At 58.3% G+C, this 17,490-nt stretch carries 9 protein-coding genes; 4 read left to right on the forward strand and 5 right to left on the reverse strand.

The features are described from left to right. Nucleotides 1-78: 78 nt before the first annotated feature. On the reverse strand, nt 79-3,051 hold the full coding sequence (locus tag AB6729_RS07655) for a carboxypeptidase regulatory-like domain-containing protein (protein ID WP_371080984.1): 2,973 nt from the start codon (nt 3,049-3,051) through the stop codon (nt 79-81). Between the two features lie 208 nt (nt 3,052-3,259). After that, the gene (locus AB6729_RS07660) at nt 3,260-3,838 is read right to left on the reverse strand and encodes a hypothetical protein (RefSeq protein ID WP_371080985.1); all 579 of its coding nucleotides are present in this window, start codon (nt 3,836-3,838) and stop codon (nt 3,260-3,262) included. 403 nt (nt 3,839-4,241) lie between these two features. On the opposite strand from AB6729_RS07660, the gene AB6729_RS07665 reads away from it, so the two are divergent. Next, the gene (locus AB6729_RS07665) at nt 4,242-7,871 is read left to right on the forward strand and encodes a carboxypeptidase regulatory-like domain-containing protein (RefSeq protein WP_371080986.1); all 3,630 of its coding nucleotides are present in this window, start codon (nt 4,242-4,244) and stop codon (nt 7,869-7,871) included. Between the two features lie 84 nt (nt 7,872-7,955). Beyond that, nucleotides 7,956-9,164 (forward strand): alpha/beta hydrolase-fold protein, encoded by a 1,209-nt coding sequence (locus tag AB6729_RS07670; protein ID WP_371080987.1) that lies wholly within the window; start codon nt 7,956-7,958, stop codon nt 9,162-9,164. A 97-nt stretch (nt 9,165-9,261) separates the two neighbouring features. On the opposite strand, the gene AB6729_RS07675 is transcribed toward AB6729_RS07670, so the two are convergent. From AB6729_RS07675 to AB6729_RS07685, 3 genes are read right to left on the reverse strand one after another with little or no spacing between them, the layout of a single operon-like run. Continuing rightward, nucleotides 9,262-11,121: a beta-L-arabinofuranosidase domain-containing protein gene (locus AB6729_RS07675; RefSeq protein WP_371080988.1), complete on the reverse strand. Its 1,860-nt coding sequence runs from the start codon at nt 11,119-11,121 to the stop codon at nt 9,262-9,264. Between the two features lie 60 nt (nt 11,122-11,181). Beyond that, complete coding sequence (locus AB6729_RS07680; protein ID WP_371080989.1) at nt 11,182-11,907, reverse strand: hypothetical protein; 726 nt, start codon at nt 11,905-11,907, stop codon at nt 11,182-11,184. Between the two features lie 40 nt (nt 11,908-11,947). Next, nucleotides 11,948-13,462 (reverse strand): family 43 glycosylhydrolase, encoded by a 1,515-nt coding sequence (locus tag AB6729_RS07685; RefSeq protein ID WP_371080990.1) that lies wholly within the window; start codon nt 13,460-13,462, stop codon nt 11,948-11,950. A 321-nt stretch (nt 13,463-13,783) separates the two neighbouring features. Between AB6729_RS07685 and AB6729_RS07690 the strand changes: the two genes are divergently transcribed. Continuing rightward, complete coding sequence (locus AB6729_RS07690) at nt 13,784-15,679, forward strand: alpha-L-arabinofuranosidase C-terminal domain-containing protein (protein WP_371080991.1); 1,896 nt, start codon at nt 13,784-13,786, stop codon at nt 15,677-15,679. Nucleotides 15,680-15,722: 43 nt separating this feature from the next. After that, the gene (locus AB6729_RS07695; protein ID WP_371080992.1) at nt 15,723-17,414 is read left to right on the forward strand and encodes a carboxylesterase/lipase family protein; all 1,692 of its coding nucleotides are present in this window, start codon (nt 15,723-15,725) and stop codon (nt 17,412-17,414) included. Nucleotides 17,415-17,490: the final 76 nt, after the last annotated feature.

Here is a 17,490-nt window from a genome sequence, read left to right on the forward strand (position 1 = left end):
GCTCCTGCTGGGAATCGGATAAGGAAGAATCACGGAAAGCAGTTCGGCACACCATGATGCTGCATGCCGAACTGCCTGCTAAAAGGAGAACCGCGCCAGAAACTGCAGCTGTCGTGCAGCATATTCCAGATAGCCCGAACCTTGTGCAGAGGAGGGCCTGCCGAAGGTCGCGGCATTCGCATTCAAGCTGTAGGCCGCAGGGTTGAAATGGTTCATCATGTTGAACACCTCAACACCGACACTTGCCTTGAAGCGCTCGTGGATCGGGAACGTCTCCTGCAGTCGCGCGTCCAGGCGCTCGTAGGCACGTCCGCGGAAACTATTGCGATCCATCACGTAGTAACCGAACCCTGAATCGTAGTGAAAGTGATTCAGTGGTGCATACACGACCAGGCAACTCGCTGCAGGACACGGTGTGGTGCCGGGCGCAACGGGTATCACTCCCGCACCCAGCGTGCGGTTGTAGCTTGGGGAGTAGCCGTTTGGCCCTGATGTTCCCGTGGTGACCGCATATGCCTGGCCGGAGCCAAAGCGATACAGCGATGACAAAGACAAGCCGTACTTAAACTTGTACTCGCCATTCACTGTCAGCGAGTGACGCTGATCATCCGTGCCGTTCGCCCATTCATCCTTGATGTTGTAAGCGAAAGGTTTGTTCGGATAGTAGAACGGACCTTCGGTGGAGTTCTTCGTGCGTCCCCACGTGTATGCCAGGGCAGCTGTGAAGCGCTGCGATGTGTGGCGCATGCCTACCTGCAGCGCGTCGAAGATGGAGCCCGACCCCGGTGGTGTAAAGAACTGGTTTACCGTCGTAAAGCTCTGGTTGCATACCTGTTTTGCAGACGCATAGTTTGCGGGCGTTGATACTGCCACTGATCCATTGCCACAACTGATGGCAGTTGACGCACTCAGCGCTGCAGTTGAATTCAGGTTGCGCTGCGGGTTCGTGGGATCGACCAGGTAATTTCCTTGCAACCGAATCCAGTCGTGATAAGCACGTGTGTGGACGAAGTCCGCAGTAAGCAATGTGTTCCAGGGCAATTGCCGCTGCAAACCAAATGAGGCCTGCAATGCGTACGGCACCTTGGAATCTTTGGCCAGCGGCTGCACAGCCTGCAGGTAGGCACCTGGATTTGCAGCAGGATTCCCGCCATTGAAGGGGTTCGCCAGATTCACACTGCCCCCAGTTCCAGAGACCGATGCCTGAATGGTCGATACTCCGTTGAAGATCTGCTGATCGATGATCTGATTGGCAGAGATGTCAGCGAAATAAAGTCCTGTGCCTCCGCGAAGGCTCGTCTTGCCGTCACCCATGATGTCCCAGGCGAATCCGAGCCGAGGTGAGAAGTTGTTATTGTCGTTGCCGCTGGGAACCATGAGCCCATTCGTCAGCTTCGGCCCACCCGTGAACGCGCCCAAATCATCGTCCCAACGAATGCCGAGATTCAGAGTGAAGTGCGAGAAGAGCTTCCAATCGTCCTGCGCCCATAGACCAAGGATCGAGCGGGGCACGTTCACCGTGAAGTCACCAAAGCCCTGCACGAATGTGTTCGAAGTGCACTGCGAAGAGATATAGGCCAGGTTCCATGTCGTTGGATCAAGCGTGCCATTCGGAAATGCAGTTGCGAAGTTGAAACCACTGCCGACTGTACAGGTGGACGCTCCGCGCACGTTCTGCTGAAAGAAGCCACCATGCTTTGTGTAGAGATACTCTCCGCCAGCGCGGATCGTGTGCTTTCCCTTCAACCAAAACAGGTCATCGCGATACTGCTGCGTATCCTGAGAGAAGATCTGTGGATAGTTGTACGGGCCTCCAACCGTCACCGTGGGCAGCGTGATCTGAATGGACGATGTGTACGGCACATTCTGCCAGCCAAAGTGGTGATAGCCCGCGCGAACGTCGTTTACCAGATGCGTACTCGGGGCGGAATTCCAGTCCGCCACAAAGCCGTAGCTCGTACGTGTGGCTTGGTAGGCACGCGACGGATCCGTGTTGCCGCTGACGCCGTTGTAGTCGTTGTTGTAGGTAAATCCATCACCACGCAAGAGGATGTGATTGTTCGCATTCAATTGATAGTCGGCGCGGCCAAGGTACTCGTTTACCTTGAAGTTCACCGCATGGGTGTAGTTGGCGTAGTTGGCGGCGGGAGACTGAGTCGTTGCCGTATCGGGTTTGCGTTCACCTTCGTAGGCCCCGAAGAACCACAGCTTCTGCTTGAGGATCGGGCCGCCAAGCGTGCCGCCATACTGCTGATCGCTGAACGGAAGCACCGTCTTCGTAACAGGATCCGGAGCGTTCAGCGAAGAATTCCGGAAGAATCCAAACACGCCGCCGTGGAACATGTCGGTGCCCGATTTCGACTGCGCGTTGACGTATACACCCGCAGACCGTCCAAGTGTTGCGTCGAAACGATTGGTAATGATTTGGAACTGCGAGATCGCATCCTGCGAGAACCGCGGCTGACCAAACGAAGAGCCCGCCGTATCCTGCGAAACCTGCAGACCGTCCATCGTGATCTGAAACTTCCCCGACTCGGATGCAGAGCCCACCGGCACATCCGAAGTGACTGCGTTGATCTTCACACCGGGGACCAGCGTTGCCAGCGACATGTAGTTACGGCCGTTGATTGGCGTGCCCTGAACTTCGGACGGTGTCACGTTACCAGCGACTGCGGAAGTCGTCGTATCCACCGCAACCGCTTCAGCCGTCACGACCACCTCGGTGTTCCCGGCAGATGCAGGTAGCACACTGTCGACCGTTGGTGTTTGGCCGACCAGCATACTGATCCTGGTCTCCATCGTGGAGAAGCCGGGTGCAGTCACCGAGACGACGTAGTCGCCGGCAGGCAGCGAAGGGAGCACCCATATACCTTCACGGTTACTTTTCGTCTGGAACGCAGATGCGCCCACTTGCTTAACGTTCACGGAGGCACCGGCGACGACTGCACCAGAGGAGTCCGTCACCTTTCCAGACAGGCCGGTTTGCTGGGCCATAGCAGGACCAGCGATTAAAAGCAGGGCGGCGGGAACATAGCGAGGATACAACTTCATCGTGCGGTGAACCTCCTCAAACAGCTCAGTGCAATGCTTGGGTGGAACTGCGGTGCGACGGGAGAACTTGTCTTTGGCAACGCTGGGGTGCGAACGCGATGACCTGTCGTTATCTGGCGCGGCAGATCACAACAGCCGCAACTGTGCTTTGGTGGCGCTGCATGGTTTTCATGCATCCACTTTTCAGACTTGTAGATAGGTTTCTTAATTAACTACATGCAAATGGACAAAAATGCAAGCAAAAGCCAGGCTGGCTATACTCCATCGGAATACACGAGAGGCGGGCTTCATGTGGGCGAACAAGTGAACGCATCGCGTTCCGGCGATTTCTCGGACACGCGGAACTGATCAGCAGGCTTTCCATCTGCGACTGGTAAGGTGAAACGTTCACATTCCGGGTGTCCACGACAGACATGCCATCTACTTGAAAGTGATAACGCCATGCACCGGGTTTCAATGGCAGGAGTGACGTTCCAGTCCAGACGCCGGAAACATCTTTCGTCATGGGAATTCCGGCGGCGTTTGCCTGCGCGCCTCTGAGTGGAGTTGCGGAGTCGCGCGTAATGCCCTGACCGATGTCTCCTGCCAGCGCCACTGCTGTGGCCTGGGGTGCGAAGATGCGAAACGTTACCCGTCCGTCACTGCCCAGTTGCGGTGACACAAGCGGAGCGGGGCGTGCCGGTGGTCGCGTGGAAGCGACGGGTGTTGACGCCTGCGGTGCTTGAGCAAAAATTATCGCTGTTGAGAAGAACAGGCCGACGGCAACCGCAATCGTGCGTGGATGCATGTAAACGCTCCATGAAGGAGGGAAACGATCAACACTGCTGACGTTGTTTTTATTCGCAGTCGATTGTAAGTAAACGATTTCCCGCCCTCCACGACGGCTATACCAAATGCGAGTGCGTCTTGCGGCTTCACGCCGAAGTATTCGCCGTAGTCGAGTTCCATACGTGCCTCAGCCGAAGATGCCGCTGGCTCAAAGAAGCAATAGAGCCGCTGTTGGTCATGCATTGCAAACGGCGTTCGGAACTTACCCTTCCCGGCTGCAAACGCATACATGTGTCGGTGCAAGATGGAAAACGTTTTCCCTCTCTGGAGTGAATTTCGGATGAAATTGTCCTTGACTTTCCAGCCAAGGTCGAATGTATAGTTTCGTTCGATTTTCCCACGACCTTCCTGAAGGAGCTGCAATGAAACTTTCCCTGGTCTGCGTAGCGTACTGTAAGAAAACGTTTACTCATTGGGAGGGACGGCATCTTCACCAGGCACTTGCTGCCGGATTCGCCCTTGTTCTGTCGGCAGGCGCATACGCTCAGACTTCGGGCAGCATCTCTGGACAAGTTGGCGATCCTACAGGAGCATCGGTCCCGGCCACGACCGTTACGTTAAAGAACGTTGCTACGGGTGGTGAACGCACCACCGTCACAACGTCTTCCGGCGTCTACTCCTTTACGGAAGTGCCAATTGGCAAGTACGTGGTGTCCGCAACGCACGATGGCTTTAAGACCAGTTCCACGAGCGAGATTGAGGTGCAGATTGGACAGGCGGTCCGTCAGGATCTTCACCTGGAAATAGGTGCTATCAGTGATACGGTGGAGGTCTCCACCGCGGGTGCGCTCCTGCAGTCAGAGAACGCGGCGACCGGCACAGTGATCGGCAACGACGAGATTGAGCAACTGCCGCTGAACAACCGGAACTACTTAGGTCTTGTCGCACTCTCGTCAAACGTCAACACCCTTTCGCCTGCATCTGGCCAGGCGGGCAGCCGTTTAGGTGGCGACCGTGCCAACCAGTCCATCGCAGTTGGCGGCCAGCGCATCATGTTCAACTACTACACGCTGGACGGCGTTAACAACACGGATCCGGACTTCAATACGTACATTGGCCTGCCCTCTCCAGACTCCATCCAGGAGATGAAGGTCCAGACCGGTGTGTACTCGGCGGAGTTCGGTCACGAAGCGTCCCAGGTGAACGTGGTGACGAAGGGCGGCACCAACAAATATCACGGGACAGCCTACGAATTCATCCGCAACAATTACGTGGACGCACGACCGTACTGGTTCCCAACACGTCAGCCTGCGGGAGCTGTTCAGTCGATTACCCCGTTCAAGTACAACGACTTTGGTTTCGAGCTGGACGGTCCTGTCCGCGTCCCAAAGCTGTACAACGGCAAAGACAAGTTCTTCTTCATGGTTTCGAAAGAGTGGTATCGAAGCCGGTCGAGCAATAACAATGCAACTGCGACGGTCCCAATTGCAGCCATGGCCGCCGGTAACTTCAGCGGCTACGCCTATCAGTACGTGGATCCAGGAGGCGGCGTTCACACACAGCCTGTGACAATTTACGATCCGGCTACGGGTACAGCCAACGGCACAGGCAGACAGCCGTTTGCGAACAACACCATCCCCTCATCCCGCATTGCGCCGCAAACAACGGCACTGCTGAAATACCTGGGCACGGCGTCAACACTGCCTGCATATAACTGCCCGACCAAAGTCACCACTTACACGACCTGTGCCGCCATTCCCAATTACAGGTATTCCACCAGAAGTCCTTCCAACCGTCAGAGTCTTTATATCCGCGGTGATTACAACGTGTCGGAGCGGACGCAGCTAACCTTCCGCTACGGCCTGGGCGATGGCGACTCAATCTCCACGGGCCTTCTGGGAGCCGGCAGCAAAACCATTACGCAATACCAGCAGTACATGGGTTCGGTAACGCACACCTTCTCGCCCATTGTGGTGAATGAAACACGCTTTGGCTACAGCAACTTCTTCAACTCGCTGGGACTGCTCTCCGCCTACACCACCGACGTTGTGAGTGGACTTGGCATTCCTGGCCTCTCGGGTGGCGACCCATCGACATGGGGTATCCCCTCCATGAGCTTTTCGAATTACTCCGTCTCAGGTGTCACGAGTTCAGGCGCCTTCGGCACGGCACCGGCCATTTGGACCGGCTTTGGCGACCAGGGCGGCGACGGGCCCTATGTGTTGCGCGATCCCTCCTGGCAGATCGTGGACAACGTGACGCTGATCCATGGCAAACATTCCCTTCGCCTTGGCTATGAGTTCAACCGCCAGACCTTCAACCAGCTTGGCAACCAGTTCTCCCGCGGCCAGTTCTTCGTGCAGCCGCTGAACACCTCGTTCTACACCGGCACAGCACTGACTGGTGGAGATGCGCTGGCAGATCTGCTGCTGGGCAATCTGCAGCAGTCAGTAGTCGCCGTGGCTGTTGCAAACGCAAATGACGTGCGCAACGTGCAGGCCGGCTTCGTAGATGACACGTACAAGGTGAGCCCGACGTTCACTGCGTCCATTGGTCTGCGCTACGAAGTGACGCCACCGTGGACGGACACGTATGGCAACAACTTCAACGTGCGTTTGCCGCAGATGCCGAAGCAGGGCGATACCAACACAACGTACAGCACGGCCCAGCTGCCCTACTATGTGCGGCAGGGTAACTGCGCCCCAGGCGATGTGTACAACGGTGTGTCTGTTCGCTGGACAGCGAGCCGGGCGGAGTGCAGCAACGGTCAGGTTCCGAATGACCAGTTGATGAACACGCGATATACCGACATCGCGCCGCGCCTCGGCCTCTCATGGGCGCCCACGGATAAGATGGTGCTCCGTGTGGGGTACGGCATCTTCTATACACAGGATGTAGCGAACGCAGTCTTTGACATCTCCCGCAATATCGCAGGACGCGTCACAGTAACCAACCAGAATGCCAGCCAGATCGGTGCGCCCTCCAACCTGACATGGGCAAACGCAGCACCAGGAGCCAGCGGGAGCAGCATTGTGAATCTGCCGGCGACCACCGTGGCATATTCGAACGCCGTCAGTCACAAAACCAGTTACACGCAGCAATTCCTGCTGAATGTGCAGCGGCAACTTGGTAAGAGCTGGTCAGTTGAAGCTGGCTACCAGGGTGCCCTGAGCCGCCATCTGTATGGCTTCATAAACGCGAATGCCGCAACTCCGTGGGGCTATTACGGATCCACGTCTGCGACTCCCGTTGCGTCGCGCCAACCCTTCCCGAACGTTGCGGGTGGACTGCAGTACGTACATGACGGCGGCAGCGCAAACTACAACTCGGCAACCTTCAAGGTGAACCGACGTTTCAGCAACGGCATAAGCCTTACCAGCTCCTACACCTATTCCAAATCGCTGGACAACACGAGCGGTATTCGTAACCAGGGCAACGATCAGTTGTATCCGCAGAACAGCTACTGCCTGGCGTGCGAGTATGGCCCTTCCGCCTTTGATACCCGTAACCGCATTGTGGTAGCAGGCTTGTACGAACTGCCGATTGGACGAGGCAAACTGATCGCCCTGAACAACAGGGCGCTGATCTCCATCCTGGGCGGTTGGCAGGTGGGTGGGATCTTTACGCACCAGACGGGCCAGCCTGGCACGCCTTTGGTGGGGTCAGACAATGCCGGTATTGCCAGCCCGTTTGGCAACTTCGATCGTCCCAACGCCACTGGCGCGAGCATGTACCTTACCGGGGCGACACGGTCGGTCGATCACTGGGCTAACCTCGCTGCTTACGTCAAGTCGCCTGCCGGAACCTTCGGTAATGTAAGCCGCGGAAGCTTTACCGGGCCGGGCATGACGAACCTGGACGCTTCCATTCATAAAGACTTTGCAATGCCCTACAGCGAGCATCACCTGCTATCGATCCGCTTTGAAGCATTCAACGCGCTGAACCATCCCAACTGGTCAAACCCGAACCTGACCATCAACTCATCGACCTTCGGGCAGGTGACCGCCGGCAACATGCGCCAGCTCCAGCTTGCCGCAAAATACAACTTCTAACCGCCCTGTTTACGGCAATCCCCCGGACACCGTTCAAAGTGTCCCGGGTGTTTTGGCAACACCACGTTCCGAAATGAGGACACCATGAAACGCACCTTGATGATTGCGACTGCTTTGCTCACCGCAACCAATGTCTGGTCACAGCCACTGGCCACTTGCAAGCCCAATACCTTGAACATTCCTGGCGCTCCGTATCCCTGCATCATGCCGGACCGCACAGCGATGTTTCGGGTCAACGCACCAAACGCACAGAAGGTCACAGTAAGTGCAGGTGGCCGTGTGGAGATGACGAAGAAGGATGACGGGCTGTGGTACGCCACCACGCCGCCGCTGGTGGAAGGCTTCCACTACTACACCATCAACATCGATGGTTCGTCTGTTTCTGATCCTGCGACGCGAACGTACTTCGGCGGCGGGCTGTGGAGCAGCGCCATAGAAGTCCCTGCGGCTGATGCTGACTTCTATGCGCGGAAGGATGTGCCGCATGGCGTGGTGCGGCAGCAGACGTACTACTCCACGGTGACACAGCAGTGGCGACGTGCACTGATCTACACGCCGCCCGGCTACGACACGAGCGGGAAGATGCAATATCCCGTGTTGTACCTGCTGCACGGCTGGGGCGAGAACGAAGTGGGATGGACAGACCAGGGCCACGTGAACCTGATCATGGACAACCTGATCGCCGAGAAGAAGGCGAAGCCCATGATCATCGTCATGGACAACCTGAACGCTGCGAAGCCGGGTGAGGATGCGTCCATTTACAACGCGCGCTCTGTGCTGACACAGGCGGTGCCTACGCCTCCGCCTGCACCGGGCGCGGCACCGGCGCCGCCGCGCGGAGGCATGCCGCGGATGAGCAACACGTTCACCGAGATGATGTTCGCCGACCTGGTGCCTACGGTGGAGAAGAACTATCGCACACTGCCGGGCCGCGACAATCGCGCCATGGCAGGTTTGTCGATGGGCGGCTTTCAAACCTTCAACACGGGCCTGACCAACCTGGATAAGTTCGCCTACCTGGCTGGGTTCAGCGGCAACTGCGGCAGCATCGGCACATTTGATCCGAAGACAAGTTGCAGCGGTGCCTTCACCAATGCTGCGGACTTCAACAAAAAGGTGAAGCTGCTGTACCTGTCGACTGGATCGGTGGAAGGACCGCGTGTGAAGCAGTTCAGTGACACGCTGCGGGCTGCGGGTGTCAATGTCGTGTACTTTGAATCGCCCGGTACGGCGCATGAATGGCTGACGTGGCGTCGATCGTTCAACGACTTTGCACCTCGGCTCTTCCGCTAAGAGAAGGCCCTTCACCTGCAATCCAGAAATGAGCCCGGACAAGCCGGGCTCGTTTCTTTGCAGGCTGCATTGCTACTTCGATCTGCGGTACGGACCGTTAGGTGTGCTGCCAGTAGACGGAGTATTTCTGATCACGAATCTGGTAAAGAGGCATAACCGCCGCGCCATCTGCAGCGGACTGAAAGTGTGCGGCGCTTCCCTGCACGGGACGCAGCCAGTCCCCCGGAGGGCCGCCCTTCACCGCAGGCAAAGCCGCGGGTGCTGCAAGACCTTCCGGAGCGGTAGCCCGGCCAGTGATGATCTTTGTGGGACCGGCGACGGGGCCATCGCCCATAGTGGCTGCAAGAACCAGCGGACCATACAGCGCAGCGACCGTGTCGGTGGTGCCGGGCAGCGTCTCTTCACGCAGGGTCATGGGCAGTTGCAGCGTGATGGTGTCATCCGGGTGCCAGGTGCGACGCAGCACCAGATAGGAGCCCGGCTCCGCAAACGCCTCCAGGCGCTTGCCGTTCACGGCAACGGAGCCGTCGGCACCCGCCCAGGACGGTATGCGGATGGCAATGGAGTGCTCCTGCGGCACTTTCACGCCGACTGTGAGGCGGACCTCTGGTGACTCTGGGAAGCGTGTGTCCTGTCGGAGGCTAAGGCCCTTTTCCTGCCAGGTTAGTTCGGACGCGATGAACTGATTCACATACACGGTGTCCGCAGAGTGGAAGTAGATGCTGTCACCGAACTTCGCAAAGTCCTCCGCTCCAGTGCCGGTGCAGCACCAGAAGGAATCCTCCGCAGAGCCGTAGCTGCGCCAATAGCCTGCGGCCAGCGGAAAGAAGTATTGCTTTAGACCCTGGGCATTCTGCGTACCGAGGCGCGCGTTGAAGAGGGTGCGTTCGTACGCGTCCATCCAGCGGGCTTCGCCCGTCCACTGGTACAGGTGACGTTCCAGCTTCATAAGGTTGTAGGCCACGCAACATTCGGCATTCTTGAGAGAAAGCGAACCCTTCAATGAGCCAGCTGGTGTCTTCCAGTGTTCGTCGTCGCTGGTGTTGCCAATGACGTACGTCCTGGCGGTCAACACGTCGTCCAGGAAGTACTCAGCAATGTCGCGATAACGGCGGTCGCCTGTCACCTCATACATGCGCGCCGCGCCGATGATTTTCGGGATGCTTGTGTTTGCGTGCAGGCCCTGCAGTTCGTCGCGCCGGGCGGCCAGCGGGTCAAGAAATGTTGGCTGCTCAAACTTGCAAGCGAAACGCAGGTGTCGCTCCTTGCCCGTCAAGCTATAGAGGTTCACCAGCACTTCATTCATGCCGCCGTACTCCGTCCGAAGGATGCGCTGACGCTGCTCGTCACCCATGTCAGCAAAGTAGGTTACAACCCAGTCGGACATGCCTTCCGCAGCTTTCAATGCGTCTTCATTGCCCGTCTGCACGTACATGTCGACCAGGCCGGCCATGATCTTGTGGTACGTGTAAAACGGCGCCCAGACTGGTTTGCCAATAGCAAGCCGCTCGAAGAGGTCCGTCGAGTATGCGCTAAGATACCCGTTGCCGTTGGCCTTCTGACATGCAACCAGACCCGCGACCATTGCCTCGCCCTTGCGTCGCAGGTCTGTGTTGCCGGAACCGGACGAGGCAAACGCTACCGCCGAGAGGAAGTGGCCGCCGGAGAAATGACCACGAAGTTCGCCGGTGGGTATCTCCCAACCGCCATACGGCGTGGCAGTGGAGGTGATGCCGGATGTCAGGCGGAAGCTGTGCAGGAGACGGTCGGTCTGGAGGCTGTCCAGGTATTTCTCATTCACGTCTGCCGACTGCTTGAAGGGCCCATCCAGGAGCCGCACGGCGCTGAGAGGAAAGGCCGAAAGATGGCCGCTCCGCGTTGTCTCCACAGGACGCCTCTGCGCACGCAGGTCTGGGAGCGCATGTGCGGCCACGGCCATAGCGCCCAGCCTCAACATCTGTCTTCTGGATAGGGAACCACACATGATGACGTCTCAGGGAAAGCGTGATGTTGGGGTTTATTTGCTGACGGTGAGAGTATAGCCCTTCAACGGCTTGTCATTTTCGTCAAGAAAGCGTGCGCAAAAGTCGGTGGCACCGCTGCCGTTCACCACGGCGGCACGAAGAATGTTCTGCCCCTTCTTCAACGTGACGCGCTTCGACACACCATCGTCAATGACCGTCTGGCGATCTCCGTAAATCCCCACGAGTTCTTCGCCGTTCACGAACCATACAGAGGCTGCGTTCGACCCGACGGCCAGGCGAACATCCTTCCTCTCCACCGGAGAATTCACGACGACCTCCGCCCAGAAGAGAACGTTTGATGTCGGCTTACCTAATGAACGTGCAAAGTGGAAGAGGTTGATGTTGTAATACTTTGTGTCCAGCGCGTGCCAGGCCAGGTCCTTGCCACCCAGTGAGACCGATTCGCCATTGCGTGGAATGGCTGTTTCGGAACCGGGAAAAGCGTACTTCTTCACCGCGTCGCGCACAATGTTCTGCGTCTGCCCCTCCACGGTAACGGGCTCCAGGATCAGCCAACGCCGGATAAAGCCTTCGGCGTCAGGCATGGCTGAGGGGGTAGTGGGAGCCGTCAGCGTTGCGGCAGGGACGATCTGAGGCGGACCGGCTGCAGGCGAACCGCCGGTGGCCTGCGCAACAGCGAGGGCGGCCGCGCCGGGGAGACAACCGAGAAGCGCAAGGATCGCCAACCCTGCCGGTGTGTGTGCACGATACGTTTTCATCGAATCCAGGCCTCTTCCCGTGATGCTTTCCTGTTTACGGCTACTGCAGATGAAGCTGCCAGTGCTGCTTGTCGCTGCTCGGATCAAACTTTGCAAGGCTGACGCCGCCGCTGCCGATGGACGAGAGCACCATGGGCTGCGCAGAGTTCGGTACCGACTTTCGCATGATGCGCCACGTGCCGTCGGCGAGCTGATCAATGCGCCAGAGTTGTTCCGGGGCAGAGGTGAAGGATGGGGCAACGGTCAATTCCCCGTTCTCTGTTGCGGTCAGAGCACGCTCCGTTCCAGCGATGGTGATGCGGAAATACGGTGAGCCGAGATACCCGCCGGCACCCTTTGCCGGGGTTATGGCCCACTTCTGCTGCGCCTGCGACATGAAGCCGGAAAGGCGAACATCGACATTCCCAGAAGGCCAGTTGGACGAGACCTGCGATGCCAGTTGCGGCTCAATCACGTGGCCCACACCGGCAAACATGCCGCCCCCCATGCCCGGACCACCGCCCGCGGGTGGCCCTGAGGGCGTTGCCCCTGCAGGGCGCGGCGGTGGTGGACGTCGAACCGGACGTCCGCCGACCGGCATGCCTTCCACGGCCAGTTCCAACGCGGTGCCAGCGCGTGCAGACTCAATCTCGAAGGTGCCTTCCTTCAGGTTGTTGCCGGCGACGGGCCAGCCATCACTCCACAGGAGCGGACGAATATCCAGGACGCTGGCACCACCGCGTTCCAGATCAGCTTCATAGTGGAGCGAGAACTTCTGCACACCGTCACCCAGGTCCAGCAAACCGAAGTGGCCAGGGCCGATGACGCGCGCCTCGGAGCCAAGCAAAAGCTTGCCCCCGCCCTCCATCATGTCAATCCCCATGTTGTCCACAAACGGTCCGGTGACTTTGCGCGACCGACCAACGCGAATGTTGTAACCGGAGTCCGCGCCACGGCAGCAGCTTCCGTGCGTTGCCAGCAGGTAGTACCAGCCGTCATGGAAGATCATGTCAGAGGCTTCGCAGTTGACGGCCAGGTCGCGCGGCTTGTCGCCGGGATGAAGACGCTTGCCGTTTTTTGGATCAAGCTCCACCTGGCGGATGTAACCGAAGTACGATCCGTAGACGAGCCAGAGTCGGCCCGTCGTCGGGTCAAGAAAAACGCCGGGGTCAATGGCATTGGAGTCTTCCACGCCGTCTGAACTTGCCACGACTCCGCCCTCTTCCCATTTGTAATCGGGCGAGGCGGGGTCGAGTGTCTTGCTCCAGATCATGTTGACGTCGCCCTTTGTAACGCCGGTGTTCCGCGCGACGTACATGTAATAGCGATCGCCGATATGGATGACATCCGGCGCAAGCCCTGTGCGTGTGGGCCGCGTGTCGGCGCGCCAAGTCCATCCATCGTCTGAAACCAGTGATGTTCCGCCGGTGCCATAGACGTAGAACCTGCCATTGCACTGCACGACCGTGGATGGGTCATGAATGTTGACCAGACCGTCCAGCGCGAATGCGATGGGTGCGGCGGCGACAGCTGCGGCAAACAGCACCAGCGGGAGAGATTGGAGGCGATTTGACATGACGGATCTATCCTTTGCTGCGGTGTAACAAGCAGGCGGACGACGCTTCAGTAAACGATTTCTCGGTCGCAAGAATCCTAGCGATGGCCAGCCCAGGCGTCAACTGAACTCTTCGGGCCTGGCGTTCTCCAGGAATCCCGGGAACATCCCTCGGTTGGCCTTGAGGTGTCTTCTCATGCTGCATACGTTCCATCCTTGACACACCTACGCCTGCTCCTTATCGTTTCGACGTAAACGTTTTCTCATAAATTCTGCGATCGGCGTATGGATGGTCGAGCTGCAATTGCTCAACGCGTTCCGCGCGCCACGAAAGGGTAGTCCATGAAACATGTCTCTGGTGCAACTTTGAAGAGGAGCATCGCGCTGTCCTCGCTGGTCCTGTGTGCGGCCGTACTTCCGGCACAGCGAGCGAGCCTGACGGTGGATACGTCCGCATCCATTGCGCCCGTGAGTCCCATGCTCTATGGCCTGATGACAGAGGAGATTAACTACTCCTACGACGGTGGCCTGTACGCGGAGATGGTCCGCAATCGCTCGTTCCAGCACCGCGGCAAGAACTTCGCTTCATGGCTTCCGGCCTCGCGCGGGAATGGCTCAGTGGAGATCGAAGGCGGTACGGACGGGCCAAGCACCGCACTGCCCACATCCATGAAGTTGACCATCAAGGCCGCCGCTGGCGAGCAGGCAGGCGTCGCCAACACCGGGTATTGGGGCATGGGCGTAAAGCCTTCCACCACGTATACCGGATCGCTGTATGCCAGGCCGGACGGTGCTCGAAATGCGCACATCCTGCTGATTGCAGATACGAGTGGCGAAGCGGTGGCAACGGCAGATGTAGCGCTTGAGGGAACCGCCTGGAAGCAATACACGTTCACGATGAAATCGAGTGCAAAAACGGTTGCATCCAGCACGTTTCATCTTGAAATCTTGTTCGACCAGCCGGGAACGGTGGGGTTGCAGCTTGTGTCGCTGATGGGCCCGACGTACAAGGACCGCGCAAACGGCAACCGCGCCGACCTAATGGGAATGATGGCCGACATGAAGCCGCACTTCCTGCGTCTTCCCGGCGGCAACTATCTCGAAGGCGACACCATTAAGGAGCGCTTCAACTGGAAGGAAACCATCGGCCCGCTGGTGGACCGTCCCACTCATCGCAGCCCGTGGAACTACACGTCGTCTGACGGCATGGGATTGCTCGAGTTCCTGGAATGGACAGAAGATCTGAAGATCGAACCGGTACTGGCGGTGTATGCGGGATATTCGTTGAAGGGCGAACACGTGACCGGAGCGGAGCTGAAACCCTTCATTCAGGAAGCCCTGGACGAGATTGAATACGTGACCGGCGACATCACGACGAAGTGGGGTGCGGAGCGCGCGAAGAATGGGCATCCGGCGCCCTTCCCGCTTCACTATGTGGAAATTGGCAATGAGGATTTCTTCGACAAGGCGAAGACCTACGAAGACCGCTTCGATGACTTTGCCAAGGCCATCCGAGCGAAGTATCCCAAGCTGCAGTTGATCACCACCATGCCCATCACGCGTGGCAACCCAGATGTGCAGGACGATCACTACTATCGTTCACCCGAAGAGATGTTTGCCATGGCGCACATGTACGACAAGACCGACCGCAAAGGACCAAAGATCTTTGTAGGTGAGTGGGCGACGCGCACCGGTTCCCCCACGCCTGACTTCGGCGCCGCACTGGGCGACGCGGCCTGGATGACAGGCATGGAGCGCAACAGTGACATCATCATCATGTCCTGCTATGCGCCGCTGTTCGTGAACGTGAACCCCGGAGGCATGCAGTGGCCTTCTGATCTCATCGGCTATGACGCTGCGCGCGCATACGGATCGCCTTCGTACTACGCGCAGGCGCTGTTTGCAAACCATCTTGGCGATCACACGGTGAAGACCGATGCGACAGGCCTGAACAGCCGCTTCTTCTGGTCTGCCACAGTGTCGACCGCAGACAAAGTGCTGCACCTGAAGCTGGTCAACGGATCCAGCGAGACGCAGCAACTAACTCTGAACATTCCCACAGCCTCAGCAAGAAAGGCAACCACCTCCACACTGCACGCAGCCAGCCGTTGGGAAACCAACACGATCGAGCGGCCAGAGGCGGTGAAGACGGTGGTGTCGTCTGCGGACTGGAAGGCAAGCCTTCCCTACTCCGTTCCAGGAAACACAATTCAGGTCATTGATATCCCGTTGAAGTAGGACCTCCTGCGGTTAACAATCACGCACTTCGGAGATGAGGAACATGGGCAGAATCACAGGAAACGGAACCATCAGCCGACGTGATGCGCTGAAGCTGTCAGCAACAGCTGGGCTGGGGTTGTCCATGCCGCTGGCAGTCGTGGCATCGGACAGCGTAAAGACCGCGGCACACAGCGGCCCGGGAACGCTTTCCACGCCGCGATCCGCCATTGCGAAGACGCAGTACGGCAAGGTGCGTGGCTTCCTGGATGGAGGTGTCTTCACCTTCAAAGGAGTGCCCTACGGCGCGACGACGGCGGGCGAGAATCGCTGGCTGCCTGCGAAGGCCCCTGCGGCATGGACCGATGAAATGTTGACGCTGACCTATGGCGGCAACTGTCCACAGAATCTGCATAGCTGGACCGGCGCGCAAACCTTCATCCAGGACTGGGACGACGGCTGGATCAGCGAAGACATGCTGAAGCTGAACATCTGGACACCGAGCCTGACGGGGAAGCGCCCGGTAATGTTCTACATTCACGGTGGCGGCTTCTCGTTTGGATCGTCGTACGAACTGCCTTCGCACGAGGGCGCGAACATGGCTCGCTTCCACGATGTGGTGCAGGTCTCCGTGAACCACCGGCTTAATATCCTGGGCTTCCTGGATGTTGCGGAGATTGGTGGATCGGCCTATGAAGACTCAGTCAATGTGGGCATGACCGATCTTGTCGTCGCGCTGAAATGGGTGCACGAGAATATCGCAAACTTTGGCGGCGACCCGGATCGGGTGATGATCTATGGCCAGTCAGGCGGCGGATCAAAGGTCACGACGCTGATGGGCATGCCCAACGCGAATGGCCTGTTCAGCCGCGCAGCCGCGCAGTCCGGTGGCGGCGGCAACATCCCCACGCGGGAGCAGCAGCGTGAGGTGAGCCGGCAGTTGATGAAAGACCTGGGGCTCCATAAGAACGACATCGGCGCACTGCAGAAGATGGAATGGGCCAGGCTGAATGCGGCTGGCAATGCCGCTGTCATGAAGGTGAATCCGGCCGGAGCTCCGATGAGTGGTCCGATGGGCAGTCCGCCGCGCGCCGGTTGGTCGCCCAGCATTGACGGCAAAAACATCACCATGCGTTCGTTCTATGACGGCGCGCCCGATATCTCAAAAAACGTACCCATGCTGGTGGGTTCGGTCAGCGAAGAGGGCAACCGCATGTCGCAACATCCCACCGAGGAACAGTGGCACGCCAACCTGGCAAAGGCCTACGGCGAGGAAAAAGCAACAGCACTGGTGTCGACACTGAAGCAGGCATACCCGCATAAGGCGATCCAGACACTGTCATACATGTGCAGCGGAGCACCTGGTTTGAATGGCCTCGCCATGCGCAACAACGTGGTGAAGATGGCAAAGCAGAAGCATGACCTGAACGCTGCGCCCGCATACGCCTACTACTTCACATGGCAGACGCCCATCCTGGATGGTCTGCCGGGAGCGTGGCACACGGCAGAACTGCAGTTCTGCTTCGACAACGCAAAGCGCTGCGAGCAAGGCACGGGCAACACGCCGGAAGCGCAGGCGTTAGCAAAGAAGATGGCATCATGTTGGGCCACGTTTGCCGCGACAGGCAAGCCGAGTACTGCCACGCTGAAGTGGTCACCCAGCGACCCCACAAACAATCAAACCATGATCTTCGACAATCAGTGCCACATGGTCAACGATCCTGACGGCGCAGCGCGAAAGATCATCCTGGCATAAAAACTGGCCGCGCCCATATCGTGGCCGGCTCACCTTCCTTCTTGCAGTAGTTTCGACAATCACCAGCACCAGCCTC

Source organism: Terriglobus sp. RCC_193, from assembly GCF_041355105.1.
GTDB lineage: Bacteria > Acidobacteriota > Terriglobia > Terriglobales > Acidobacteriaceae > Terriglobus.

Coding starts and splice junctions, on each gene's coding strand:
- AB6729_RS07655 (WP_371080984.1), bottom strand. CDS start 3,051: ATGAAGTTGTATCCTCGCTATGTTCCCGCCGCCCTGCTTTTAATCGCT.
- AB6729_RS07660 (WP_371080985.1), bottom strand. CDS start 3,838: ATGCATCCACGCACGATTGCGGTTGCCGTCGGCCTGTTCTTCTCAACA.
- AB6729_RS07665 (WP_371080986.1), top strand. CDS start 4,242: ATGAAACTTTCCCTGGTCTGCGTAGCGTACTGTAAGAAAACGTTTACT.
- AB6729_RS07670 (WP_371080987.1), top strand. CDS start 7,956: ATGAAACGCACCTTGATGATTGCGACTGCTTTGCTCACCGCAACCAAT.
- AB6729_RS07675 (WP_371080988.1), bottom strand. CDS start 11,121: ATGTTGAGGCTGGGCGCTATGGCCGTGGCCGCACATGCGCTCCCAGAC.
- AB6729_RS07680 (WP_371080989.1), bottom strand. CDS start 11,907: ATGAAAACGTATCGTGCACACACACCGGCAGGGTTGGCGATCCTTGCG.
- AB6729_RS07685 (WP_371080990.1), bottom strand. CDS start 13,462: ATGTCAAATCGCCTCCAATCTCTCCCGCTGGTGCTGTTTGCCGCAGCT.
- AB6729_RS07690 (WP_371080991.1), top strand. CDS start 13,784: ATGAAACATGTCTCTGGTGCAACTTTGAAGAGGAGCATCGCGCTGTCC.
- AB6729_RS07695 (WP_371080992.1), top strand. CDS start 15,723: ATGGGCAGAATCACAGGAAACGGAACCATCAGCCGACGTGATGCGCTG.